At 33.2% G+C, this 25540-nt stretch carries 16 protein-coding genes; 9 read left to right on the top strand and 7 right to left on the bottom strand.

Features of this window, described 5'->3' with window-relative positions; all coding sequences use genetic code 11:
* Positions 1–24 precede the first annotated feature (24 nt).
* Complete coding sequence (locus tag J8M14_RS07385; RefSeq protein WP_211073955.1) at positions 25–993, top strand: ABC transporter ATP-binding protein; 969 nt, start codon at positions 25–27, stop codon at positions 991–993.
* Here J8M14_RS07385 and J8M14_RS07380 read toward each other — a convergent pair.
* From J8M14_RS07380 to J8M14_RS07355, 6 genes are all read right to left on the bottom strand, one after another.
* Entirely contained in the window at positions 990–1748 is a 759-nt protein-coding gene (locus J8M14_RS07380; RefSeq protein WP_211073954.1) for a UDP-2,3-diacylglucosamine diphosphatase, read from the bottom strand. The two genes, J8M14_RS07385 and J8M14_RS07380, sit on opposite strands and share 4 nt — an antisense overlap.
* 37 nt (positions 1749–1785) lie before the next feature.
* Entirely contained in the window at positions 1786–2238 is a 453-nt protein-coding gene (locus J8M14_RS07375; protein ID WP_211073953.1) for a 6-carboxytetrahydropterin synthase, read from the bottom strand.
* A gap of 117 nt (positions 2239–2355) precedes the next feature.
* The gene (locus J8M14_RS07370; RefSeq protein WP_211073952.1) at positions 2356–3525 is read right to left on the bottom strand and encodes a serine hydrolase domain-containing protein; all 1170 of its coding nucleotides are present in this window, start codon (positions 3523–3525) and stop codon (positions 2356–2358) included.
* 20 nt (positions 3526–3545) lie between these two features.
* Positions 3546–4145, bottom strand: coding sequence for a hypothetical protein (locus J8M14_RS07365; protein ID WP_211073951.1), 600 nt, complete (start codon positions 4143–4145; stop codon positions 3546–3548).
* A 105-nt stretch (positions 4146–4250) separates the two neighbouring features.
* Complete coding sequence (locus J8M14_RS07360; protein ID WP_211073950.1) at positions 4251–5075, bottom strand: LytTR family DNA-binding domain-containing protein; 825 nt, start codon at positions 5073–5075, stop codon at positions 4251–4253.
* Between the two features lie 106 nt (positions 5076–5181).
* Positions 5182–5949 carry an enoyl-CoA hydratase/isomerase family protein gene (locus tag J8M14_RS07355; protein ID WP_211073949.1) on the bottom strand — a complete coding sequence of 256 codons (768 nt, stop codon included), beginning with the start codon at positions 5947–5949 and terminating at the stop codon, positions 5182–5184.
* Between the two features lie 144 nt (positions 5950–6093).
* Here J8M14_RS07355 and J8M14_RS07350 point away from each other — a divergent pair, with 144 nt between their 5' ends.
* The 3 genes from J8M14_RS07350 to J8M14_RS07340 are packed head-to-tail and all read left to right on the top strand — an operon-like array spanning position 6094 to position 10497.
* Entirely contained in the window at positions 6094–9090 is a 2997-nt protein-coding gene (locus tag J8M14_RS07350) for a histidine kinase (protein WP_211073948.1), read from the top strand.
* A gap of 9 nt (positions 9091–9099) precedes the next feature.
* Positions 9100–9855: a LytTR family DNA-binding domain-containing protein gene (locus J8M14_RS07345; RefSeq protein WP_211073947.1), complete on the top strand. Its 756-nt coding sequence runs from the start codon at positions 9100–9102 to the stop codon at positions 9853–9855.
* An 18-nt stretch (positions 9856–9873) separates the two neighbouring features.
* Positions 9874–10497 (top strand): DUF1295 domain-containing protein, encoded by a 624-nt coding sequence (locus J8M14_RS07340; protein ID WP_211073946.1) that lies wholly within the window; start codon positions 9874–9876, stop codon positions 10495–10497.
* 13 nt (positions 10498–10510) lie between these two features.
* Here J8M14_RS07340 and J8M14_RS07335 read toward each other — a convergent pair whose 3' ends face one another.
* Complete coding sequence (locus tag J8M14_RS07335) at positions 10511–11437, bottom strand: helix-turn-helix transcriptional regulator (protein WP_211073945.1); 927 nt, start codon at positions 11435–11437, stop codon at positions 10511–10513.
* A gap of 283 nt (positions 11438–11720) precedes the next feature.
* Between J8M14_RS07335 and J8M14_RS07330 the strand changes: the two genes are divergently transcribed.
* The 5 genes from J8M14_RS07330 (at position 11721) to J8M14_RS07310 (ending at position 25508) form a co-directional block, all read left to right on the top strand.
* Positions 11721–12521 (top strand): LytTR family DNA-binding domain-containing protein, encoded by an 801-nt coding sequence (locus J8M14_RS07330; RefSeq protein WP_247672578.1) that lies wholly within the window; start codon positions 11721–11723, stop codon positions 12519–12521.
* Between the two features lie 128 nt (positions 12522–12649).
* Complete coding sequence (locus tag J8M14_RS07325; protein WP_211073944.1) at positions 12650–13201, top strand: hypothetical protein; 552 nt, start codon at positions 12650–12652, stop codon at positions 13199–13201.
* A 214-nt stretch (positions 13202–13415) separates the two neighbouring features.
* Positions 13416–14561: a T9SS type A sorting domain-containing protein gene (locus J8M14_RS07320; RefSeq protein WP_211073943.1), complete on the top strand. Its 1146-nt coding sequence runs from the start codon at positions 13416–13418 to the stop codon at positions 14559–14561.
* A 297-nt stretch (positions 14562–14858) separates the two neighbouring features.
* Positions 14859–21140 (top strand): thrombospondin type 3 repeat-containing protein, encoded by a 6282-nt coding sequence (locus J8M14_RS07315; RefSeq protein ID WP_211073942.1) that lies wholly within the window; start codon positions 14859–14861, stop codon positions 21138–21140.
* A 27-nt stretch (positions 21141–21167) separates the two neighbouring features.
* Positions 21168–25508 carry a hypothetical protein gene (locus J8M14_RS07310; RefSeq protein WP_211073941.1) on the top strand — a complete coding sequence of 1447 codons (4341 nt, stop codon included), beginning with the start codon at positions 21168–21170 and terminating at the stop codon, positions 25506–25508.
* The last annotated feature ends 32 nt before the right edge of the window (positions 25509–25540 follow it).

Here is a 25540-nt window from a genome sequence, read left to right as displayed (position 1 = left end):
TTAAAGTTCAATATATTTGGGTATATGCTAAAAGTAGACAAGATATCCTTCGCTTATGATGAACTTCCGGTTCTAAAAAATGTCAGTTTTACTATTGAAAAAGGACAACATATTGCTTTAATTGGAGCAAGTGGGTGTGGTAAAAGTACATTACTGAAAATCATTTATGGATTGTTACAGGTTAATGAAGGAGAGCTATTTTGGAATGACAAAAAACTATTAGGCCCATTATACAATTTAGTTCCGGGAGAAGAAAATATGAAATATCTCTCTCAGGGATTTGAGCTTCAGCCTTATCGCAGTGTATCAGAAAATATAGGACAGTATTTATCTAATTTTGAGCCTGAACTTAAGCAAGGCCGAGTCAATGAGTTACTGGAAATCGTAGAAATGATGGATTTTGCTGACACTAAGGTCGAAAACCTTAGTGGTGGTCAGAAACAACGAGTGGCATTAGCTAAAGCATTAGCAAAAAGACCGGAACTACTTTTGTTAGATGAACCTTTTCATAATATTGATAACTTTAGAAGAAGTTCTTTGAGAAGAAATCTTTTTAGATATCTAAAACGCAATAAAATCACAAGTATTACGGCAACACACGATAAGACTGATATTCTTTCTTTTGCAGATGAAACCATAGTGATTAGAAAGGGGGAGATTTTAACTCAGGAAAATACCGTAGCATTATACCAAAATCCAACCGATTATTATATTGCCTCCCTTTTTGGAGAAGTGAATGAAATCCAACTTTCTGCTATTTCTGATATCGAAAAAGGAGAAACTATTCTTGTGTACCCAAATGAAATAATAGTAGACCATAATTCTGAACTAAAAGCACGAGTAAAAAGTTCCTATTTTAACGGAAGCCACTACCTTATTGAAGCAGTATTTAATAACACGGTTATCTTTTTTGAGCATCCGTCTGATCTCAAAGCTCCCGAGGTAGTAGGGATATATATTATTGAAGAGGTAATTAAGAAAAGAAAGAGTTAATTCTCGAACTTAGTTAATTTCATGTCTTTACCATCAAAAACTGCATATGTATAATGAATAATCCAATCGCCTAGATTAGTATACCGGGATGTTGTGTTTAATTCAATTTCCATAGGAAGGTGTCTGTGACCAAAAACAAAATGATCTCGATGCTTGCCCTCTAATTTTCTTTTACAATATTGCACCAGCCATTCATTTTCTTCACCAAGAAAAGTAACATCATCATCACCAGATATCAACTTGTTTTTTACAGAAAGATATTGCGCCAGTTTTACTCCCCAATCAGGGTGTAACCATCTAAAGAACCATTTGGCTATCGGATTAGTAAATACCTTTTTCATTCGTTTATATCCCTTGTCTCCAGGGCCTAATCCATCTCCGTGACCAATAAAAAAGGAGGTATCATTAAAAGTGAATTCCTGAGGTTCGTGATATACAGGAATATTTAATTCTTCCTCAAAATAACCATTCATCCACAGATCGTGATTACCCACAAAATAATATACAGGAATTCCTGAATCCGTAATTTCTGCCAGTTTGCCTAAGGTTCTGGTAAAGCCTTTAGGAACTACGGTTTTGTATTCAAACCAAAAATCAAAAAGGTCGCCTAATAAAAAAATTGCTGCAGCATCTTTCTTAACCTCATCTAGCCATCGTACAAATTTTTGTTCTCTGGGAAAACTCTTTTCTGAAGTTGGCGCTCCTAGGTGATTATCGCTAGCAAAGTATATTTTTTTCCCTTCAGGAAGATTCATAATTTAATTTTGAAATGTAAATATAGGAAAACCATGATTAGAGATTATCCGAAGCGAACCACTCTGCATAAGAAGTTTCTGTTTCCTTTAATTTCAAAGAATGAAGCTCAATGTTTTTAGGTAATCTGGCTTTAATCTTTTTCGCAAAATCGATAACCATATTCTCGCTAGTAGGTTGATAATCTACTAATATTACATTATGACCCCTATCACTAAGTTCCTTTGCCAATTCTACGTGAGGCGTATTTTTATTAAAAACTGTAGCGTGATCAAATACATCTTCTATATCTTCTTTGACAATTTTTTTCAGGTCACCAAAGTCAATGACCATACCTAATTTTACATGAGAAGTATCTGTAATGGGAGATCCAATTACAGTCACACTTAGTTTGTAACTATGACCATGAACATTTCTACATTTCCCGTCGTAGCCATATAATGCGTGTCCGGTTTCAAAAGAAAATTGTTTGGTGATTCTAATTTTGCTCATTGTTGAATGACTAACTTTTTTTGCAAAGTTACGGAAGATTACATTTTATTCCTTCAGGAATATCAGGAAACTACTATTATCCTTTATCCTTACTATTTTAATCCCTTTTTAGAGTTCTTATTCTAATAGTGTTTTAAAAAGTTTATCTCTGGCAGGAGCGATGCCTTTATGCAAAGGACTCTCGGTTACAGTACCTAAATTAATACCTACAAACATATATATGTTTTTGTCTGGAAAATAACGTAATTCTGAACCTGCTCCTATGCCTCCACCTGTATGACCATAAGATATATTTCCACCTATATTACTATAACCTATACCTAATCCATAAGCCAATGAGCCATCTTTTCTTTTTACCCATTGTAGCATTTCTTGCAAAGTAGATTCTTTGATCAATTTTCCTTCCATTAGTCCTTTCAAAAATAAAATAGCTTCGATAGGTGTAGTAACGATACCATCATCTCCAACCATATGAGCTACATTACTTTGTTGGATTTTTGAAGCATTCTCTATAATACCTTGGCTATGACGATCCCAATAAGCTGAAACCAATTGATCATCACCTAATTCATCCATGATAAGAGGGTAATACGTGTGTCTCAGCTCCAAGGGTTTAAAGATAAATTCTTGAATGAAAGACTTATGATCTCCGGTAATTTCATTTACTATAATAGCAAGCAATACATAATTTGTATTTCGGTAAGAATATTTACTTCCCTGGGTGAAATCCAGGGGTTTGTCATATATGTATTCGATATAGTCTTCTGGCTTAAAAATATGATCAGGTTCTTGTAATAACTTAGTAACATAATTAGGATTAAAATTATATTCTGCAAGTCCGGATGTATGATTTAAAAGCATGCGAACGCTTATTTTATCTGATTGAGGAAGACGTTTACTAATGGAAGAAGGTAAATATTCTGCAATAGAATTATCCAGATTTATTTTTCCTTGTTCAAATAGTCGTAGTACTGCCACTGCCATATAGGTTTTAGCAATACTCTGTAAATATTGTAAATAGCACGATTGCATAGGAGTTTTTTTCTCAATATTTACAACACCTGAGTTGGCCATAAACCACCCTTCATCAGAAAAAACTGCCAAGCTTACACCTGGAACACCTTCTTCTATGATTATATCCAAAGCATTCTGAATGGCGTCTTTTTTTGAATAGTTGATATTAAACTCTATTGGATCTTTACAATTTTCAGATTGTTGTTGAGCAAAAACTGAAATTGTTAAAAGATATAAAACAGAAAAAATGATATGATTACAGTGCCATTTCATAACATGTGTTTAAAAAATTATTAATCTTTAAAATGAATTCTATTACCAAGTTGAATTAAGGTCTGAGGAACAACAGGAATGCTTTTATTATAATCTGTCAGCACCAAAAATTGATAGCTCGCAAAAGGAGAAACATGTGTTTGTTCTAGTTCATTTTCGTACCCAACCGAAAGTCCTAAAGGGATAGTGAACATCCCTTTACCTTTTTTACCCACGGACACCCATTCTCCGTTTTTTTGTTTAAATGATTCTGTAGGTCTTTTTGATAAAAGATATCCTGCTCCAAGTTTGAGTTCTGTATAAACGTTTGAACCTAATGAAGGGCGCCAGGTTGCCTGCGAATACGCCAAAAGCCCATTGCCCATAGTTGCATTTCTATACCATATAAGGTGAAACTGCTGTACTCCTCTTGATTTTCTGTTATAACTAACTTCTGTTCCTATACCAATTCCAATATTAGAAAAATTGGATTTTATATTCTTAAAAGGCATTGAGAAAGAGTGAAATTGAAGCGTTATAATCAAAGGAAAATCACGATAGTTTACTCCAGAATCACCTTGAGTATATCCCGTGTGAAGTGTACTACAAAGCAAACCGATAATAACAAATTTAAATTTCATACTTAGATTTTTTAAACCTCAGATAAAATTATAATAAGTAATCGTGGCGAAGTATGCCGTTATATTAGTTTTCCGTTGAATGGTAGCAGTTTTAGGTGCCAAACGTTATTGGTTTGGCCAAAACCAACTTTTAAATAAAGGTGCTTTTGCACGGCTTACAGGAATTTCGTTTGGAAGTGATGCATTCGATAAGCTTAAAGACACCAAAAGCTTTCCGTTTTCAATCCGTTTAAATCCACTCATTAAATTTCGATGAAGGAGATATTTACGATTAAGTCTAAAATAAAGATCTGTAGGGAGTTTTTCCTCTATTTTATCCAGTGAAGTATCAAGATAATATATATTACCTTTGGTATGGCAAGCTATGACATAATCAGAATCTACATAAAAACCAATAAGTTCGTCATAAGAGAATTTTAGATTCTTTTTACCTACACGTATTAAGAAACCTTCAATTTTAGCTTGTTTTTCTAATGCAATCTCTATTTCAACTTGTTGCCATTTTTTGTAATAATAGATCATAATATAAATGGCATTAAGCACAAAGAACCAAATGCTTATAATGAAAAGGTCATGGGTATAAAAACTAGAAGGAACCATTTTTCCTCTCGCAATAAGACTTACCATTTCGGTTAATGCACTTATAATAAAAAGCCCAACCAGGGTAGTTAAAAGAAATTGAATAACAATACGCTTTAGAATCCCTTTATGATAAGGCATACTTTTATCAAGGTACAAGATAGTTTTGCGTACACCTAACCAACCTGCATATCCCTGTAGCGTATCCAAAGTGTAGGTGAGCACCAAAAAGCCGTTGAATTTTATATTGTTATAAGTTAAGTAATAATTGAATGCACTGATAAAAGGAATCAAGATTAGAAATAACGGAATATCCGGATAATAACGCGAATCTTTTCTGAACAATGACATAGTATATTCGAAATTTACCCCCAATAGTATATGGGAAGCTAATACGCTTACGGTTTGCATATAATTATCCTCAAAAAGATACTATGTTTATAATGTGTAAACAAATTTATTTCTTAAACTTAGTTAATGCTTTTTTGGTAAATTCAGAAAGCACCAATTCTCCTGAGATTGCTGCCCGTTCTATTAGTAATTCATCCCAATGGCCAGTTCCTTTCCAGTTTACTTTTTTCATCTCTTGTAAAGCCTGTGGGTTATAGTTGGACAATTTTTCTGCAAAAAGCTGAACTTCTTTATCTAGTTCCTCGATAGTTTCAAAAACTCTGGAGTATAATCCTTTTTCTTTTCCCCAATATGCAGTTTTCCATTGCGATGCATCCCAAGCCAGAGATTCAAAAGCTGCTAAACCAATTTTTCTGGATACGGCGGGCTCAATTACAAAGGGTCCAATACCAATACTCAATTCACTTAGTTTAATTGAAGCTGCTTCTGTAGCCAAACAATAATCACAAGCAGAAGCTAATCCAACTCCACCACCAACAGTTTTACCCTGGATTCTTCCTATGATAGGCTTTTTACACCTTCGCATGGCGTTGATCACATTGGCAAACCCGGAAAAAAACACTTTGCCTTCTTCTATGTTTGCGATAGAAATTAGTTCGTCAAAAGAAGCACCAGCACAGAAAGCACGATTTCCTTCGGATTTTAGAATAATTATGTTGGCATCATCATTATTTGATAATTGATCAAAGGCTTTGATCAATCGATCTAATAGTTCTGAAGGAAAAGAATTACTGGCTGGATGACCAAATTCTATAGTTGCAATTTTATTCTCAATATGGGTGTATAAACTTCCGTTGGGTCGGGTGGTTGTCATCGTTTAACTTTTTGTATAAAAATACATAATATTTAGTTCAGCGAAGAATTGATGCCCTTTAACAGTTAAAAACGTATTTTTAGAAAGTGTAATATCAGAATTGTCTTTAAAAAAAGTAGGTTTGCACACCAATAACCCTAGAAATTGAAACAGTTTTTAACCTACATATTCTTCTTTTTATTCATTACGTTAAGTAATGCACAACATCCGTTATATTATCATGTGACAGAAAAAGATGGGTTGCCAGATCATGAATTTTATGATATGATCATGGATGGCAAAGGTTTTATGTGGTTTGCTGCCAATAATGGATTGTATAGATATGATGGGCAGGAGTTTAAGAACTATACTAATCCTGAAAAAAGAGGGTTATCTGTTTTTAGTTTACTAGAAGATGACCAAGGAAGAATATGGTGTAACAACCTAGGAGGACAAATATTTTATGTAGAAAATGATTCTCTAAAAACCTTTACTGATATTAGTAAATATGTTACCGGATCAACAAAACATGATTTTCGGATTTATCAAAATCATTTTTACACAACTTCTGATGAGGGTTTGATGAAAATTAATCTTAAAACAAAAAACATTGAGGTATTAAAGACTACATCTAAAGATACAATTAGTTCAAAAACACAAGGTCTTAAACTAATTAATAATAAACTATGGTACTTGGAAGGAGAATATGAAAATAAAAAATTATTGACTCTTCATGACTCACAACTTACTAAAATAGATACACCTTTAGGTATAGTTGTAGAAATATTTGATACACCAAGTAGCATTTTTTTAAAACTTAATCATGGATATAAAACTTACTTATCATATTGGGATAATGAGTTAAAAGAAATAATTCAGATTAATGACTTACCCAGTTCTGTTATGAATTCTCGTACCGTACACGTTTTTCAAGACGATAATGGTTTCTTTTGGTTAAGTACAGAAAAAGGAGCCGTTCGTTTTATGCTTAAAGACGGAAAGATGACCAATGTTAAAAAATATTTTCCGGATAAGTTTGTAACACGGGTAGCGCAAGATAAAAAAGGAGACTATTGGTTTTCGACATATAAAAATGGAGTCTATATTGTTCCGGATTTGGATATTGTAAAATATGATATTCAAATTCAAGGATTGGAAGAAGATAATATTTTAGTTTTAACTGAGGGAGCTTCAGGAAATATTTACTTTGGGGCATCAAATCAAGCGGTTGGAGTATATAATCAGAATACCAATGATTTTTATTCCTTAAAGAGTAATCCTTCAGCATATAATTCTGTAATAGAGAAAATACGATACGAAAAGAAGTATAATTCTGTAATAACGATAGGAGCAGCAATAAATATTTGGAACAATAATAACAATAATGAGCTTGTTTCTGCTAATTGGAAGGATTATAGTTTATTACCTGATAATAAACTTTTATATTCTTCAACAAATGAGTCCGGTGTTATTAAGAATTTTTTTGAAAATGCATATTTTAAGAAGGAATTAAATTTTCGTAGTATTAAAAAGAAAGATTCTTCTTTTCGTTTGCTTAGAAAAAAACGTTCTTATACTAATCATTATAGTAAAAAGAATAAAACTGCATATGTAGGGTATGTGGATGATCTTTATATGTACAATAAGGATTTTAAAGGCAAACCTATTAGATATGAGAACAATACTATTTTTACCACAGATATTGCAGAAACTAATGATGGTATTATATGGGTTTCTTCTTTTAGATATGGACTTTTAGGTCTTAGAAATGATAAAATAGTGGAGCAGTATGACATCAATTCTGGTTTGATGTCCAATAAAATAACTGTACTTGAATCTGATGGAGATGATGTTTGGCTAGCTACTAAAAAGGGATTACAATGTGTTAAACGAAATAGAGGAAAGCATGCTATACCTGAAATAATTACCATTGACAAACATGATGGGCTTTCTACTTATGAGATTTTTGATATAGAAATTTCAGGAAACAAATTGTTTCTCGCTACCCGAAAGGGGTTAATTAGTCTGGATAAAACCAAAAATTACCAAAATAATTCAGTTCCGGATATTTATATTTCTAATATTTCTATTAACGAGAAGGATACAGTTCTATCTCCTAAATATACACTTAGTTACGATCATAACGTACAGATTAATTTTAATTCTAATTCATTTAACAATCCTGATATAACGAAAACATATAAGTACCGATTAAAAGGGTTAGATAAAAATTGGAGAACAAAAAGCACCCCAACAGTGAGATACTCTTCTATTCCATATGGGAACTATTGTTTTGAGGTAAATGCGATAAATGAAGATGGGTTAGAAAGTGAAAAACCGGCAACGATGGGTTTTGTTGTAAAACCTCCTTATTGGGATACCTGGTGGTTCTATATGCTAATTATATCTGGTTTTGTGGCGATTGTCACCTCTCTTTTTATGCTCAGGATCAAGCGAATACGACAGCAAAATAGATTGATTAAACAAAATAGAGAAGTAGAATTAGAATTGATTAGCTCTAAATTAGTAGCATTACGATCACAGATGAATCCCCATTTTTTATTCAACGCCCTTAATTCGATACAAGAATATATTCTGACCAATCAAAAAGATTTAGCTTCTGATTACTTGGGTAAGTTTGCAGACCTGATGCGTATTTATTTAGATCATAGCAGAAAAAATCAAATTACTATTGAAGAAGAAATTAGAGCGTTGACATTATATTTGGATCTGGAAAAAAATCGTTTTGAAGATTCATTAGAATACGATATCACTATAAAAGATGAAGAGATTTTTCCGCAACATTATAAAATTCCTTCATTATTGATACAGCCCTACGTGGAAAATGCAATTAAACATGGATTATTACACAAAAAAACTAATCGCAGATTGTACATTTCTTTCTCTTGTTGTATTGCGCAAGAAAATATAATCATTTGTGAGATAGAAGATAACGGGATTGGTAGAGAGCGATCTCAGGAGATTAATCGAAAACGGTTGAGAAAGCATAATTCATTTGCATCCGATGCCGGAAAAAATAGATTAGAACTACTTAATCAAGGTCAGGAAAGTCAAATAGGAGTTGAAATAATTGACCTTAAAGAAAATGATACCCCAAACGGAACTAAGGTGATCCTTAGGATACCATTTACTAAAAACTAAATTTATGATATGAAAATTACTGCTGTAATTATTGATGATGAAAAGAAAGCCAGAACATTACTTAATACCATATTACGAGAATATTGTCCACAAATCGAAGATGTTTATAATGCCGAGGATTTACCTTCTGGTGTAGAATTGATTAAAAAACACAAACCCGATATTGTGTTTTTGGATATTGAAATGCCACAGTATTCAGGCTTGCAAATATTAGAATTTGTCAATAAGGAAGACTTGGATTTCGAGATTGTATTTACTACAGCTTATAGCGAGTATGCTGTACAAGCATTTCAATTTTCTGCAATAGATTATTTGCTAAAACCAATGCGACCCAAGCAAGTGCAAGAAGCTGTTGCCAAATTTGAAAAAGAAGTTAAGAAAGGACAATTGCATGATAGGTTACAAGAACTTTCTAAAGCGCTAAATACAAAATCGTTTAATAAAATAGCACTACCGATGAGTGATGGGGTACATTTTTTATCATTAGATGATATTATTTGTTTTAAAGCAGATGGAATGTATACCAGAGTGTATTCACGCTCTGAAGGTGAAATGATGATTAGTAGACCATTGAAACATTTTGAAGGCATTATGCAAGATAAACCACTGTTTTATAGGCCTCATCGTTCTTTTTTGATTAACCTACATTATATTAAGCAATTTGTAAAAAAAGATGGCTCTTACATTATTATGGAAAATGATATGTCAGTTTCTATTTCTAAAGAAAGAAGAGAAGAATTTCTTTCCTTTGTAAATGGAATTTAGAAACTAATGATCAATCCCATGAAAAGTACCAAAGCGTTATATATCAATCTTCATAAATTATTGATTATTCCTTTGATACTGGGATTAATGTTTTTTTATCAAAATTTTTCGCTTGAAGCTACTATATATCTTTCGCTTCATGGGACGTATTCGATTTTGTGGTTTCTTAAGTACTATTGGTTCAGGGATGAAGGTTTTAAAATAGAAGTATCAGTATGGAAAGGTTTTTCCTCTATTTTTCTGGTAATGATCGGATACTATGTCGCACCATTTATAATAATTAGTCAATATGTTCATGTGTCTTCTTGGTATCTGGCAATCGTAATATCTTTATATAGTACTGGGGTGTTTTTTCACTTTGTGAGTGATATTCAGAAGTATTATACATTAAAATATAAAAAAGGACTCATTACAGAAGGGATGTTTAGCAGAACCAGAAACCCTAATTATTTCGGAGAGATCGTAATGTATACTTCTTTTGCAATGTTTTCCAAACACTGGCTTCCTTTTATAATTATAATGGTGTTTACTGTTTTTGTATTTCTGAAAATTATGAAGCAGAAAGATCAATTTTTATCTCAATTTCCGGAATTTGAATCCTATAGGAAAAGAACTTGGTTGTTATTTCCTAAGTTTTTCTGAGACAAAGACGCTATCATGAGTAAATCAATTTAGAAGGTGCAACCCCATAAGTTTTTTTAAAAAGCTTACTAAAAGATGCTAGATCAGGAAATTGTAGTCTATCTGATACTTCAGAAATAGTCATTTTACCAGAATCCAAATATTGCTTAGCTTTTTTCATCCGTAAGTGATTGAGGTATTGATGAGGTGTTTTTTTATATATAGCCTTAAAAGAACTATATAAATGATATTCTGATAGTCCAGATGTCAATGCTAATTCATCGATATTTATTTTTTTTCCTTCAAAATTATCATTGATGTATTCGAACGCAATTAGGATGCGTTTAAAAATTTCTCTTTTTGTAGATTGTTTTTTTCCTCTAATATTTTCTATTCGTGTGTTGTATTGAGATTGTTCTTTGTAAAGAATACCTAAAAGCTCAAATACAATTTCATCTGGGTTCATTAGTTGGTATGTAGATGTATTGCTTATTGCATAAAGTTGTTTTAAAAACCTTCCTGATTCACTATGATCAGCTTTGTACATAGTTTCAATAAAAAAAGAATCGTATTTAGCAGTATCAAAAGGTGTGTCTAATAATTTGGTTTCTGATGAGTTTGTGCAAAAACTGAATTTAGACATGATTTCCTCAGATAGAATAAAACTTAATATATCTATTCTTTCTTCTTGGCTGGCAACAAACTCCCAATCCGTCTTTGGATTAAGTATGGTAAATTGATTTTTTTTAAGTTTAGAAGAACCATTAGGTGTTATCAAATTCATAGGCTGAGATGAATTCGAATATACCAGACTAAAGGAGTTTTGTTCTTTTGAATATGAATACGGTAGAAAAGTATGAAACCTCATCAAGTAATTCTTATCCTTTGTCAATGGATTAAGATGTTGTCTTTTATTATTACTAAAGAGGTTGTAATATTGATCCAGATAATTTGAACTCATGGGGTAAAAGTCTAAAAATCAGGATGCGAAGATACTAAAATTTATCTAAAATGATTATGAACAAAAAAATCATAAGTTTTTGACAACACTGACCATTGTAACCTCTCATATTTTTGCGGATGTAATAATTTATAAATATAAGATGCCAATATAATTATTATTGGAATCTATCTATTTGACATACCAGTTGGCTAAGGGGAAAACGTTATCTGGATATTTCAAATGTAAAAGAATTGCTTTGTCAAAATTAAAATATTGTAACAATTAATTTTTCGGGAAGTTTTTGAAAACAATAGATAGGCTTAGTTTATTTATAGAATATAAAAGTATGGGATTTAACGCTATAGTTATAGACGATGAGAAAAAAGCAAGACAATTGCTTAGGACAACTCTAGAGGAATATTGTCCAACCGTAACAACTGTCTACGAGGCAGAGGATCTAATGTCGGGAGTTGAAATCATCAAAAGAGAAAGACCACAGATTGTATTTCTGGATATCGAGATGCCTGAACACTCAGGTTTACAATTGCTAGATTTTTTGGATAAGGATGATCTAACTTTTGAGATTATATTTACTACAGCCTATAGTGAGTATGCTATAGAAGCATTTCAGTTTTCAGCAATTGATTATTTGTTAAAACCCTTACGACCAAAGCAGGTTCAACTTGCTGTAGAAAAGGCAGAAAAATCAATCGGAAGAAATCAAATTCATAATCGTCTCAATGAGCTTTCTCATATTTTCAAAAATAATAGCTTTCATAAGATTGCATTACCCATAAGCGATGGGATTTTCTTTATGGAGTTAGACGATATTATATGTTTTCAGGCAGATGGCATGTATACTAAGGTATATACCGTTTCTAAAGGAGAAATTCTTATTAGTAAACCTTTAAAGCATTTTGACACCATGATGCAGGATCGCCCTCATTTTTATCGTCCTCATCGATCATTTATTATTAATATGGGGCATATTAAACAATACATCAAAAAAGAAGGTAGCTACCTTATTATGGATAATGGTATGACAGTCTCTATTTCTAAAGAAAGAAAAGAAGAGCTATTGCAGTTTATCGATCAGATATAAGTCAACTAACTTATCATATTAGAAATAAAAACCACATTTTCAGCAGTTGATAATTGCATTTCAGAAACTTACCCTGAAAAAAACGTAACAATAAAATGTTATTTGTATAAATTTTTAAACCCAAAATTATGAAAAAGATTACCCTATTATTTTTAGCTGTATTATCATTAAACTTTATCTCATGTGGCAACGATGATGAGGTTACTCCTATTATTGAAGAAATAAAAAATGAATTTACTGTAGATACAGAAGCTTATGCCATAGACAAAGGTAATTTTACCCAAAGAAATAAAAGATTTGATATACAATTGCTTTCTGATGCAGTCACGTTTGATGGGTTTGATCTTACAGGAAAAGGAGATGTAGTTTTTATGACACTTTTTGCAGAAGATGGAACTTTAGAAGGAGAGTATGATGTTGATTATAGTGGAGATATAGTAGTAGCGAATCAATCAAAAAGAGAGACAAGACCTATTATATATTATATAGATCGCGATTTTGATTCAGCAACAGTAGAAGGTATTGATCCGGCTTCTAAAGGAACTATAAAAATTACCAAAGTAGGAGAGGCTTATACCATTAGTGCAGATATCACATATACCTATCTTAATGATATTACTAAGGAATTAAAAGTTTCATATATAGGAGAATTAACATCATATATACCTGTAGTAGAATAATTAAGAAAAAAACGTAATAAATTAGAAGCCGGATTTGAACTTTATAGTTTAAGAATCCGGTTTTTTAATTTTATGATTATAAAATTAACTTTTCACTTCAGCAACTCATATTAGTCTTTCAGCAAGTATACGTTTCATTTTAAAAGTTTATATACTCTTTGATCAATAAATATGATGAGATTTAAACTAATAGAAATTCATCAATCTTATCAATATGAAACGTATATACTTCAGTATTTTTTTCTTCACTGTATTAGTCCAAAAAAGCAATGCACAAATACCTCCTTATGGAACTCCAGGAGAACAAACTATAGTGGAGAAGTCAATCAATAATAACCTATCCTATGGTTTTTTGGAATATTTACCAGAAAATTTTGACGATACCTCTGGTCAAAAATATCCGTTGGTAATTTTTCTTCATGGTATTGGAGAGAATGGAGACGGATCTGCAATGGCGTTACAGAATGAATTATTAGGTAGTAATAATACTCGTGCTCAAGATCCACCAAGTACTATCAATTCTCAAAATAAAGATTACGAAGCAATCATACTGTCTCCTCAGAGTGGTTCAGGATGGTGGGCGAGTAACGCAGCAGATCAAGTAAAGCAGATTTATGATTTTGCTATAGCTAATTATCCTGTTAACCTGGACCGAGTATACATTACAGGCTTAAGCGCAGGAGGAACAGGAACGCTTCGATTTGCAGAAAAATATCCGGAGTTAATAGCAGGAATTGTAACCATTGCTCCCGCAAATCCATTAGTTGATTATTCAGAACCGCTAAGTAAATTACCGGCTTGGTTATTTGTTAGGCATGAAGCATTGACTAATAATACTATAAAAACGGCAGATATATTAGCTAAGCTCACAGGGACTAATTCCTCTGTCTGGGATTATCATCCACGGCCTTATTATGTTGCCAATAGAGATATTACCATGCAATTGGTAGAAAACACGCGTTGGGATACTCAAGAAGGTGTTTTTGCTCCTAATACCCGTGTTGCTGCCACTTTTTATGGTAAACAAGGACATGCCGGATGGGCAGAAACCTATATGAATGATGAGATGTGGAGTTGGTTATTTACCCAGAATAGACAGAATAATGTATTGTCAGTTCCTAATAATCAACTTTTAGAAATTTCAATTAGTATATTTCCTAATCCTGCCAAGGAGAACCTGTCTATCAAAACTGATAAAGACAATATAAAGTTATCCTTGTATGATAATACAGGGAAACAGTTACTATCAATACAAGAGGGTAACTATATTAACCTAAGTTTTCTTCAAAAAGGAGTGTATGTTTTAAGAATTGAAGATAAAATGGGAGAAGTGTTGAATAAAAAAATAATTAAGCAATAGCTAATTATTCTTACTAATGTGATTGTTGACCAAACCGTTAAGTTTTGTCGTTTTTACTTCAGCAATTCAAACTGACATTTCAGAAAGTATAGTGATCATTTCAAAAGTTTGACCTCTTTTTTACAAACAAATAGTAAGAGATTTGAACCTATTAAATACACACATACAATAAATCAATCGAATCATGAAACAGAAAAACACTATTTCAGGTAAAACTTTTTACAAAAATCATTTTACACAACGCTTTTTGTAAAAACAACATTTCTAATAAATAAACATCTTTTAAATCATTAACATATGATTCAAAGTATTCGAACTAGTAAGTTATCGAAGGGGATAGCTTGTTATCTGGCTATTCAATTAATTGTTCAAACATTACAGCCAATACAGTTATATGCATTGACTAGTGGACCTAGTCAACCTGAGTTTAATTCCTTTACACCAATCGGAACATCCGATATGGTGAATTTAACTTCAGGTAATTTCAATTACAATATCCCTATTATGGATGTAGGAGGGTATCCTTTAAACCTTTCGTATGATTCTGGGATTACCATGGATCAGGAAGCCTCCTGGGTAGGACTGGGTTGGAATCTTAATGTAGGTCAGATTAATAGACAGGTTCGTGGAATCCCTGATGATTTTAAGGGAGATGAGATGGTGTATGAAAATGATATGAAAAAAAATATAACGATAGGTTCTGCTTTTAAATTAAGTGCTGATTTTTTTGGTAACGAAAAAGGTGAAAAATTAACTAATACTTCTTCCGATTCTCAAGATGACGATATCTCAAATCTATCCAAATTAAAATTTGGACTAGGGGTACAGTATAATAATTATGAGGGTATTACTTTTAAACCGACTTTTGGAATTGGATTTGATATAAATGACAATATAAAATTGGGTGCTGATTTCTCTTCTTCTGTGGCAGAAGGAGTGACAGTAAGCCCTAGTGTTAGTATGTCCAAGAAACACAAATTTGAAAACGAATCCTATACCGGAGAAATAACAAATAGCTCCTCAATAGGTGTTTCTTATAATTCGCGACAAGGATTGAATAATTTTAATTTAAGCCGTTCCACACAAACTCAGGCAAAAGGAAAAGAGGGGTTTAAGGATTTTTCTTCTGGGATATCTTCTGGTTTTAGTTATAGCTTTAATACTCCAACTATAACTCCACAAAAAAGAACGGGTTTGACCAATAGTAGTTTTAGCTTTAGAGCTGCATTAGGACCGACTGCTTTTGGAGGTAATTTCCAAGGACAAATAGATGGATATGGATCTTATCAGGAGATTAAAGATAAAAATAAAAGCTTACCGGTATATGGGTATGAATATACAGAGTATGGAGATGAGAACTCAATTTTAGATTTTAATAGAGAAAAAGACAGAAATTTTAATAAACACACAACAGTGTTACCTATTACCAATTATACCTATGATGTGTATACGCTACAAGGACAAGGAATCCAAGGTACGTTTAGACCTTTTAGAAGTCAGGTGGGGTATGTTTTTGATAATAGCACGACAGATAAAAGTATAGGGGCTAATGTTGGAGCTCAGTTTGGATCTGGAAATTCAGTATATACGGCTCTTGATATTACGGTTACAGATTCTAAAGGAACTACAGGAATCTGGAAAAATAAGAATCTAGCATTACCGCAATTTGAAGTAGATACAAAAACGGAACCAGGATATGAACCGGTGTATTTTAAAACTTCGGGATCACTAGATGTGGATGATAATGGAGAATTGTTTACGAAAGAGTTACTAGCAGAAGCGCCTCTTAAATTAGAGATTGATGGAAGTAAATATAGTAGATCAGCAAGACCTAACTATCAATATAAGACTTATGAGCGAAGTGGTCAAGTTGCATATAATTCTAAGAAAATTTCATCAAAAATTAAACGAACAAAAAGAGCCAAAAGAAATCAGAGCATTCAGAAAATTTCCAATATACAAGCAGCAAATGATTTTTTTATAGAAAAAAGAGATGAGTCATTCGTACTAGACCATCACACTGTCGGGATTAAAGTGCTTCAACCGGACGGAAGTACCTATAATTTTGGAAAATCTGCCTACAATAAAGAGAAGGTTGAAGCTACGTTTGATGTGTCTGGTAGTGATGATTTTGATTGTGCAGCGGGATTGGTAAGATATAATCCGATTTTTCAAAGTAATAGAGAAGGTCAAAAAAGTGACCATTTTTTTAATCGAGTTACAACTCCTGCGTATGCACATAGCTATGCATTGAGTAGTATCTTATCTGCAGATTATGAAGATAGAAGTTTAGATGGCCCTACAGAGGATGACTTAGGGACTTACACGCTATTCCATTATAAAAAAGCAGAACAAAACTATAAATGGAGAGTGCCCTATGAAAAAAATATGGCAAGCTATAACAAAGGTCTTAAATCCAATCCTTATGATCAAAAAGGGAATTATATTTATGGAGAAAAAGAGTTAACCTACATTCATAAAATTGAAACCAAAACACATGTAGCTGTTTTTCGCTTATCTGACAGAAAAGATGGGATTGGAGTAACAGATCAGCACGGAGGGCAAGGAACTTCTTATATGCAAAAAATTGACCGCATAGATTTATATTCAAAACCCGAGTATGATGTTTATAAAGATCGCCTGGAAGATGAAGATGATAATAACGATCCATCTTTAGCAGAGATATCACCAATTAAATCAGCTTACTTTGAGTATAATTATTCTTTATGCAAAGAAATCCCCAATAATTTAGGAGTTAATGAGGTAACTAATGAGTTGAGTAATGAAGGAGGTAAATTAACGTTAAAGAAAGTGTATTTCACCTATCGAGCTTCCAAAATGGGAAAACATACTCCATATGTTTTTAACTACGATAGCTTTAATCCTGATTATAACCTAAAGTCCTATGACATCTGGGGTAATTATAAACCAGTTGTTTCGGATTGGATAGAAAAAGATGAGGATGGTATCGTTCATTTTAATCCAAAAACAGGTGCCTATTGTGATATTAAGGATCCAATAACAGCTCCAGAATTCGCTTACGTACAGCAAAATGATAAAGAATTACAAGATGCTTTTTCTGCTGCCTGGACGTTGACTTCTATTGATTTACCATCAGGAGGGAAATTAGAAGTAGAAACAGAGTCTGATGAGTATCAATACGTGCAGAACCGAAAAGCGATGCAGATGTACAAGGTAGTGGGAGTAGGTAATCTTCCTAGCCCTTCTATAGATGACCTTTACAAAACAGCGTTATATGACAAAGGAGATCATACCAATTATCTGTATGTAAAGATTAGTGATGAACAACAAGAAGTAACTTCAAAACTGATACAAGATTTTAAAGACAATTATATTGGAGATCAAATAAATAAACCGATTTTCTTCAAGTTTTTACTCAATATGGTGAATACTAGAAAGAGTAACAATCAATATGATTATGTGTCTGGATATTTGCAATTGCATTCGGATATAAACTTGGTGAGCAATACAGAGGGTACTTTTGCTGCCTTACAAATTAAAAAAGTAGAAAAAGAAGGTGGTTGGGTTAATAGCGATAAAGAAGTAAACCCAATAACCAAGGCCGGTTGGTATTTTGGGCGTTCTTATTTAAACAGAGTGGTATACAGCCTGGGTGGAGATAATTATAATGATGATTTTGTTTCTATAATGGATGACCTTGGAGGAAGTTTGACACAAATAGCTACCATTTTTAAAGGTCCAAATGGAAAGCTTCAAGAACAGAAGTGCGCACAACAGTTTGTTCCAGAAAAATCTTGGATTCGTTTATTGAACCCTACCGGAAGTAAATTAGGAGGTGGAGTTCGCGTAAAGAAAATTAAGCTTCATGATGGTTGGGGCGGAATGACCAATAATATAGATAATCCAATCTATAAACAGTTCTATGGCCAAGAATATAGTTATGAACTTGAAAACGGTACTTCTAGTGGGGTAGCAACCTTTGAACCTAATGGCAGTAAGGAGAATCCTTTTATAGAACCATTTTATGATGAGGAAGGGGATACTAAAAAAGAGAAATTACTAGCGCCGCAAGCATCAAATTATGTCGAAAAACCAATTGGAGGCTCTTTCTTTCCTTCTGCTACGGTAACATATAGTAAGGTAACCGTAAAAAATCTTGATAGAAAAGAAGAAGATCGAGTTGTAAATAAACATGCCACAGGAAAAGTAGTACATACTTTCTACACTTCTAATGATTATCCAACGCTAACAGATCATACGGATATCAATAAATTAACAGATTTTAAAAACAAGTCTCTAACAATACTAACTGAAAAATCGGATAGTCAAAATCATCTTACACTATCACAGGGGTTTGTAGTAGAAACCAATAATATGAATGGCAAACCCAGAAAACAAGAAGTATTTGCCGAGAACCAAGAAGAACCTATTTCTGGTGTAGAGTACTTCTATCATTTGGATAGCCAAGGAAATTTAAAGAATACATTGCCTACAATAGCCAGCAATGGAGAAGTACGAGAGGATAAAATTATAGGAGTTGAATACGAAGTAGTAAATGATTTTAGGGAGAATATGTCAACTTCAAATTTTTATGGAGTTAATGCAAATTTAACAGCATTTTTAGCCGGGATCCTTCCAGGAATTGTGCCTGTACCTTTACCTGTGCTTTCTGAAAATGAAGATATTCTTCGAGTAGCAACTACAACTAAAGTCATTCATAGATCTGGGATATTGGTAGAAACCAAAGCCTTTGATTTGGGGTCCGAAGTAACCACTAAAAATCTGGCTTGGGATGCAGATACAGGACAGGTATTGTTAACTCAGACGATCAATGAGTATAATGATCAATACTATAACTTCAATTTTCCTGCATATTGGTACTATGATACTATGGGATTAGCTTCAAAAAATCTTGGTCTTGCAGCTAAGTTAGAGTCATTAGACCCTAATTATTTTGAAGTATCTGGAGAGAAGGCCTCAGATTTCTTAACCAAAGGAGATGAATTATTGTTAACTGGTATTAATGAAATGCTTCAAATACCTTCTGGCAAGGTATGGGTAGTGGGTATGAATGACAGTGGTACAGGTGTACAATTGATGAATGCAGAAGGAATGCTACTTGATGATACCTTTTTTAGCGATCTTGGTATATTCGATTTACGTTTTAAAATTGTTAGATCGGGTAGAAGGAATCAGCAAACGGCCTCTATGGCATCACTTACTATGATGGATAATCCAATTCGTGATGCAGATGGTAACCTTAAAAACATAGATTCAGAATCATTTAACGTATCAGAGAGCAGTACATTGGATGAAGATCTTAGAATTATCAATAGTAGTGCAGTTGTTTATAGTGATTTATGGGAGTCACAATGCGAATGTAATCTACCAAATGCATCTTTAGTTTTAGATAAAGATGAAGCAGTTGCAGAAAGCCAGGTAACTAGCTTAGGATTTAATCCATATCTCTATAATGTAAAAGGAGAATGGCGTGCAAAATCATCGTATGCCTATTTAACCTCTAGAAGGATGAGCGATAATGCATCACCAAGAATTGAAGGTTTCTATAAAGATTTTAGACCATTTTATACAATAAACAATGGAGAATGGCAAAAATCAACAACAGTAGATCAGGATTGGACTTTTGCCAGTGAAGTTTCTATCTACAATCCTTATGGAGTAGAGCTAGAAAATAAAGATGCACTAAATAGACGTTCCTCTGCACAATATGGATATGGCTTCACATTGCCGGTGGCAGTTGCATCTAATAGCAGTTATCTGGATATGGGAGCGGATAATTTTGAAGATTATAGCTCTAGTATTACCCGTAAGAATGGACACTTTAATTTTGCAAAGTCTATAGAAGACTCTGGTGCCGCGATTAATGATCAATATGCACATACAGGTAATAATAGCCTTTTAATTGGAGCAGGAAATGAAGCGTCTATTACACGAGAATTAGTAGGAGAACTAAAAGAGAAAAAAGATATTGATAACGATGGAGAAGATGATTCTACAGATAATTGTAAATATACTCCCAATGCAGATCAATATGACTATGATGGTGATGGTGTGGGAGATGTATGCGATGATGATGCCAGACCCATAATTACCAATGCTAGAATTACTATTGATGACCGTCCCGGATTTAATTATAATAACAAGTTTGAAACTAAGTATTGCCATGGTAGGTTGTCTACGTTTGTAATCCAGGGTAAACCAAATGCAGTAGTAGATTATAGAATAACGATGCTTAATTACTCTAATAGACTAGGGTGGGCAGTACTTGTCAATGAAAAAGTAGCTTTAGAAAAAGAAGATAATAGTATCGAAAAAGAAGGTCAAATTACTTTGGATGCTACAGGCTTTGCGTTTGTAAAACTAGATATTGGGATAAGAAATAAACAAAGTAATGGCCATTCTGATGAGCTGGTAAAAGCAAGGTTTGAATTACTGCATAAGCAAGAAAGAACTCCGTTAAACGAAGGTGGCTATCCGGCAATTATTATTGATGCTACGGTTGAATCCCAAAAGTGTGAAGGCTCTTCATACCAGGATGTTTACATCGATTATGCATCATACACTCCACAGAATTAATATAAAAACAGTTAGTTTTTTTAAGACATGAAAAATTCAAATAGATATATATTCAGAATAACGATTTTTTTATTCCTTATTGTTGGAATTCATAATGTGTTAGCACAGGTATCACAAGCAGAGCGTGATGCATTAATCGATTTGTATAACTCAACTAACGGTGATAATTGGACAAACACTATTGCTGGCGATAGTGTTTGGCAAATTAATGACCCTAATAGTGATGTAAGTACTTGGTATGGGGTTACGGTAAAGGAAGGTCATATTTCTATGATAAATCTTAGAAATAACAATCTAACCGGTACTTTACCATCTTCGATTGGTCAATTAAATTACATGACCAGTTGGAGCCTTATGGAGAATAATATTGGGGGAACAATACCTGAAGAACTAGGACAGCAAACATTGTTAACCTATATTAATTGGGTTAATAACAATTTTAGTGGAGCGATTCCATCATCCATAGGATTATTAACAAAATTAGAATATTTGGCTTTTGGTGTTAATAATTTAGAAGGTGTTATTCCGGAAGAGATAGGAAACTTAATTTCCCTAACTGAGTTACAATTAGGAGGCAATCAATTAAGTGGTTCTATACCTAAAACAATTGAAAATTTAGATAAACTTAAAGTTTTAAACCTTTTTAAAAATAAATTAACAGGCACTATTGATCTTGATTTTAGTAGATTAAAAACGTTAGAGTACATCAATTTTGGACAAAATCTGTTAGAAGGATCAATTCCTCTTAGTATCGGAGAATTATCGTCTCTAAAAAAATTGTATTTGGGATATAATAAATTAACCGGAGTAATTCCAGCGACTTTAGGGGATATAAATACGCTTAAAGTTATAAATTTCAAAAAGAATCAGCTGGAAGGTCAAATTCCTTCTGGTTTCGGAACTAATTTATCAAGCCTGGAAAACCTGGACTTTGATCAAAATCAATTGACAGGTAAAATACCAGCTTCTATAGGTTTAGCAACAAACTTAAAAGTAATACTTCTTAGTAATAATCAGTTAACCGGCAGTATTCCAGTAGAATTAGGAGGATTGGTTAATTTGACACACCTGATGCTACACCGTAACCAGCTTTCAGGTAGTATACCCCAAAATTTTGGACAGCTTACAGAATTACGTATTCTATATTTGAGTAATAATCTCCTTTCGGGTACTATTCCTATTGGATTAGGACAATTAGAGAACTTACAATCTTTATACTTACATATAAATCAGTTATCTGGAAACATACCTCAGGAATTCATTGGATTAACTAATGTTAGTACTATTTATCTACAAAATAACCAATTAGAAGGAAAAATTCCTAATCTTACTGGTTTACCGAAATTAAGAATATTTGGAATAGAGCAAAACAGGTTTATATTTTCAGATTTTGAAGATGAGTTTTTAGCCTATAAAAGTAAAATAGGAGATAAGTTTCGATATAATCTCCAAGCTAACGTAGATGAAGAAGAAACTAACACAGTATTGTTAGATGATCCTGTTACCCTTTCCAGTAGCCAACTAATCAGCGAAAATAATAGCTATCAGTGGTATAAAAAGATAGGTGAAACGGTAAGTCCAATAGCGGGAGCTACAGATAAGGAGTTTACAATAACTAAGGTTACAGAAGCTGATGCAGGAGTATATTACTTTTTAGCTACTAACAGTATCATAACCAATCCTGATCTTGTTTTAGAAAGAAATCCTATAACAATAGTGGTTACGGATGTGGTAGAAGACTGTACAAATCTTTTAGAAGCGATAGGTGTTGATACTTCCTTTGAGTTAGCAAGTGATGTGCTAACCAATGGAAGAAATGGAATGCTTGGAGGCACGGGATGGATAGTACAACAGGGAACTCCAGATACGTTTTTACCTCCACTCGTTAACAATACGAATGACCAGTATTTAGTCTATAATTTTAGCAATTCTCCCAATGGAGGGATTTGTGCTGGAGCATTGAGAGCTAATGATCAAACAGAATCGTTTGGAGCACAAATATCAGGGATGACACCGGGAGTAACGTATGTTATTGAGTTTTATCAAGCAAATGCTACCAATTTATTGATCCCTGAACTTTGGGAAGAAGCGTATGGTTCATGGCAAGTTCAATTGGGTAGTGAAACGAAAACATCAATTCCGATGGCACCAAATTCATCGAATGTATCATGGCAAAGATCTAAACTAGAGTTTATAGCTAGTAATAGTTCCGAACAGATAGAATTTAGTGCTCATTCGTCAGCTTCTGATATAAATAATTCATATCCTGTCTATGTACTTATTGATGGGATACGAGTGTATCAAAAGTCTACGTCAATGACTAATACATGTTTTGATATTAGTACACAAGGATTCTGTACATTGGGAACAGATGAACTTACGTTTGCTGATTTGCAAGCACCATTAGATGGTACTGTTAACTGGTATAGCGAGCAAGTAGGTGGAGTTTTATATAATGAGACCCAATCTTTATATTCCTTATCAGAACTTATTGTATGGGCAGATAATGGAGTTGATAATAGAGTAGCTGTAGAAATTGTTTTCGATTTAGGTGCTCCTAGAGGAGATACCAATCAATATTTTGATCTGCTGGATACACCAACAGTTAACAACCTGGTAGCAGAAGGAGTTAATGTAACCTGGTACGATAGCGAGAATAGTACTGCTCCTTTACTTGATAATACTATGCTGATTGATGGCAATACATACTATGCTGCACAAGGCAATAATCCCTGTCGACTTCAGGTAACTGTTCAGATAGGTGTATCCAAACCAAAAGGAGATGGATATCAGGTGTTTTGTAGCAATAATAATCCAACAATTGCAGATATATTTATGGAAACTACAAATCCGGAATATACAATCGTTTGGTATGCCAATGAAACAAGTACTACCTCTCTGGATACAGCTACTTTACTAAGTAATAACACAACATATTATGCAGTACAGACTTATGGAGCCAATGAAAATTCAGTTCGTGTTCCCGTAAGAATAAGGATTATAGATGTTACCTCACTAAATAAGCGTTATGATCGTGATATTGTAGTACCCGAAAATTCTGTAATTGGTTTATTGACTAAGTTTTATGGATATCCAGACGATACAGTTTGGTATACTTCAGAATTTGGAGATGAAATCTTTAGAGCCGGAACCAAATTAGAACAAGGAGTAACCTATTATACCAGAATTGGTCAAGGTTTGTGTGAGGCTTCGGCGATACTTGCAGTAACAGTACAAGTAGATGATATCGAAGAACCTGAAAGAATTAGCTGTATTAAGTTTATTCCAAAACCTGGAGGCAAATATGTAATTAGTGGATGGGTTCGCGAAAGTACCAAAATAGGTAAAGATCCTGTAACCTTACAATTTGATGATGTGAAAGGTCAGTTTATAAATCTGATTACACAATTAAAGAATAAAGTTTTAAATAAAACCCCAATACCATCGGTATATGTTCCTAAGAATGATTTAGATTTTGATGGGGATGTAGAAGGCTTGCTTCCGTTTGTGAAAGGAAATACAGATAGAAATTTAACCATATATGATTTCAGTTTGAAAAAGGAGAAAGTATATGGACAGGAACGTTCTGTAGGATTCTCTTTTGCTTTAAACCGAGGAGGTCCTAAGTTTACCTATATAACTCCAAGAGTAACCTTAAAGGTTAATGAACTAGGATTCAATTTTAAAAGAACATTTCACTTTCCTATTCTTTTTAAGGATTTACCCAAAAATCATATCAGTATCAAATTTAAAGATGTTGAGATTCGAAACGGAAACTTTTATATCACTTCTGATTTTAATTTATTTACTAATTCGAACTCTATTTTAGTTGATTTTTATGAAAATCATGAAAGTGAACAAGCTTCAATCTCCGGTTTTGAAGCTTCACCACAAGTGTTTACTAATTTTGAAGATACTGATCAGATTGCACTAGAATATGTAAACTCTTCAATTGATTTGTCTTATTTAGATATCAATAAAAATACAATTACACTTACAAATGATCAAGCTATTTTTATTCCTGAAGGTGCAGTAATAGATGGTTGGCAGCGAGTTTCCTCTAGTTTTACTATTCCATCTGATGCAGCGGTTATGACGATATCACTTAGAAATAATGCTGCGCAAGAAACTAATAGTATAGTCTATTTTGATGATGTTAGAATCTACCCTTTTAACGGTAATATGAAAACATTTGTGTACGATCCGGCAACGCAGTGGTTGCGGGCAGAATTGGATGAAAATAATTATGCTACATTCTATGAATATGACAAAGAAGGTGGTTTGATACGGGTTAAAAAAGAAACCGAAGAAGGAGTGTATACCATTCAGGAGACACGATCCGGGACTTCAAAGAAAAATTCATTCTAGATAGATTTTAAAAAATATTAAGTAGATCAAAG

This window comes from Aquimarina sp. MMG016 (assembly GCF_018100805.1).
GTDB lineage: Bacteria > Bacteroidota > Bacteroidia > Flavobacteriales > Flavobacteriaceae > Aquimarina.
The sequence above is the reverse complement of the archived record's forward strand: the minus strand, read 5'-3'. Positions and strand labels throughout refer to the sequence as shown.

Excerpts from the sequence above, each read along its gene's own strand:
- J8M14_RS07325 (WP_211073944.1), top strand. The coding sequence starts at position 12,650 with ATGAAAAAGATTACCCTATTATTTTTAGCTGTATTATCATTAAACTTT.
- J8M14_RS07385 (WP_211073955.1), top strand. The coding sequence starts at position 25 with ATGCTAAAAGTAGACAAGATATCCTTCGCTTATGATGAACTTCCGGTT.
- J8M14_RS07360 (WP_211073950.1), bottom strand. The coding sequence starts at position 5,075 with ATGTCATTGTTCAGAAAAGATTCGCGTTATTATCCGGATATTCCGTTA.
- J8M14_RS07365 (WP_211073951.1), bottom strand. The coding sequence starts at position 4,145 with ATGAAATTTAAATTTGTTATTATCGGTTTGCTTTGTAGTACACTTCAC.
- J8M14_RS07380 (WP_211073954.1), bottom strand. The coding sequence starts at position 1,748 with ATGAATCTTCCTGAAGGGAAAAAAATATACTTTGCTAGCGATAATCAC.
- J8M14_RS07315 (WP_211073942.1), top strand. The coding sequence starts at position 14,859 with ATGATTCAAAGTATTCGAACTAGTAAGTTATCGAAGGGGATAGCTTGT.
- J8M14_RS07335 (WP_211073945.1), bottom strand. The coding sequence starts at position 11,437 with ATGAGTTCAAATTATCTGGATCAATATTACAACCTCTTTAGTAATAAT.
- J8M14_RS07375 (WP_211073953.1), bottom strand. The coding sequence starts at position 2,238 with ATGAGCAAAATTAGAATCACCAAACAATTTTCTTTTGAAACCGGACAC.
- J8M14_RS07345 (WP_211073947.1), top strand. The coding sequence starts at position 9,100 with ATGAAAATTACTGCTGTAATTATTGATGATGAAAAGAAAGCCAGAACA.
- J8M14_RS07340 (WP_211073946.1), top strand. The coding sequence starts at position 9,874 with ATGAAAAGTACCAAAGCGTTATATATCAATCTTCATAAATTATTGATT.
- J8M14_RS07320 (WP_211073943.1), top strand. The coding sequence starts at position 13,416 with ATGAAACGTATATACTTCAGTATTTTTTTCTTCACTGTATTAGTCCAA.
- J8M14_RS07355 (WP_211073949.1), bottom strand. The coding sequence starts at position 5,949 with ATGACAACCACCCGACCCAACGGAAGTTTATACACCCATATTGAGAAT.
- J8M14_RS07310 (WP_211073941.1), top strand. The coding sequence starts at position 21,168 with ATGAAAAATTCAAATAGATATATATTCAGAATAACGATTTTTTTATTC.
- J8M14_RS07370 (WP_211073952.1), bottom strand. The coding sequence starts at position 3,525 with ATGAAATGGCACTGTAATCATATCATTTTTTCTGTTTTATATCTTTTA.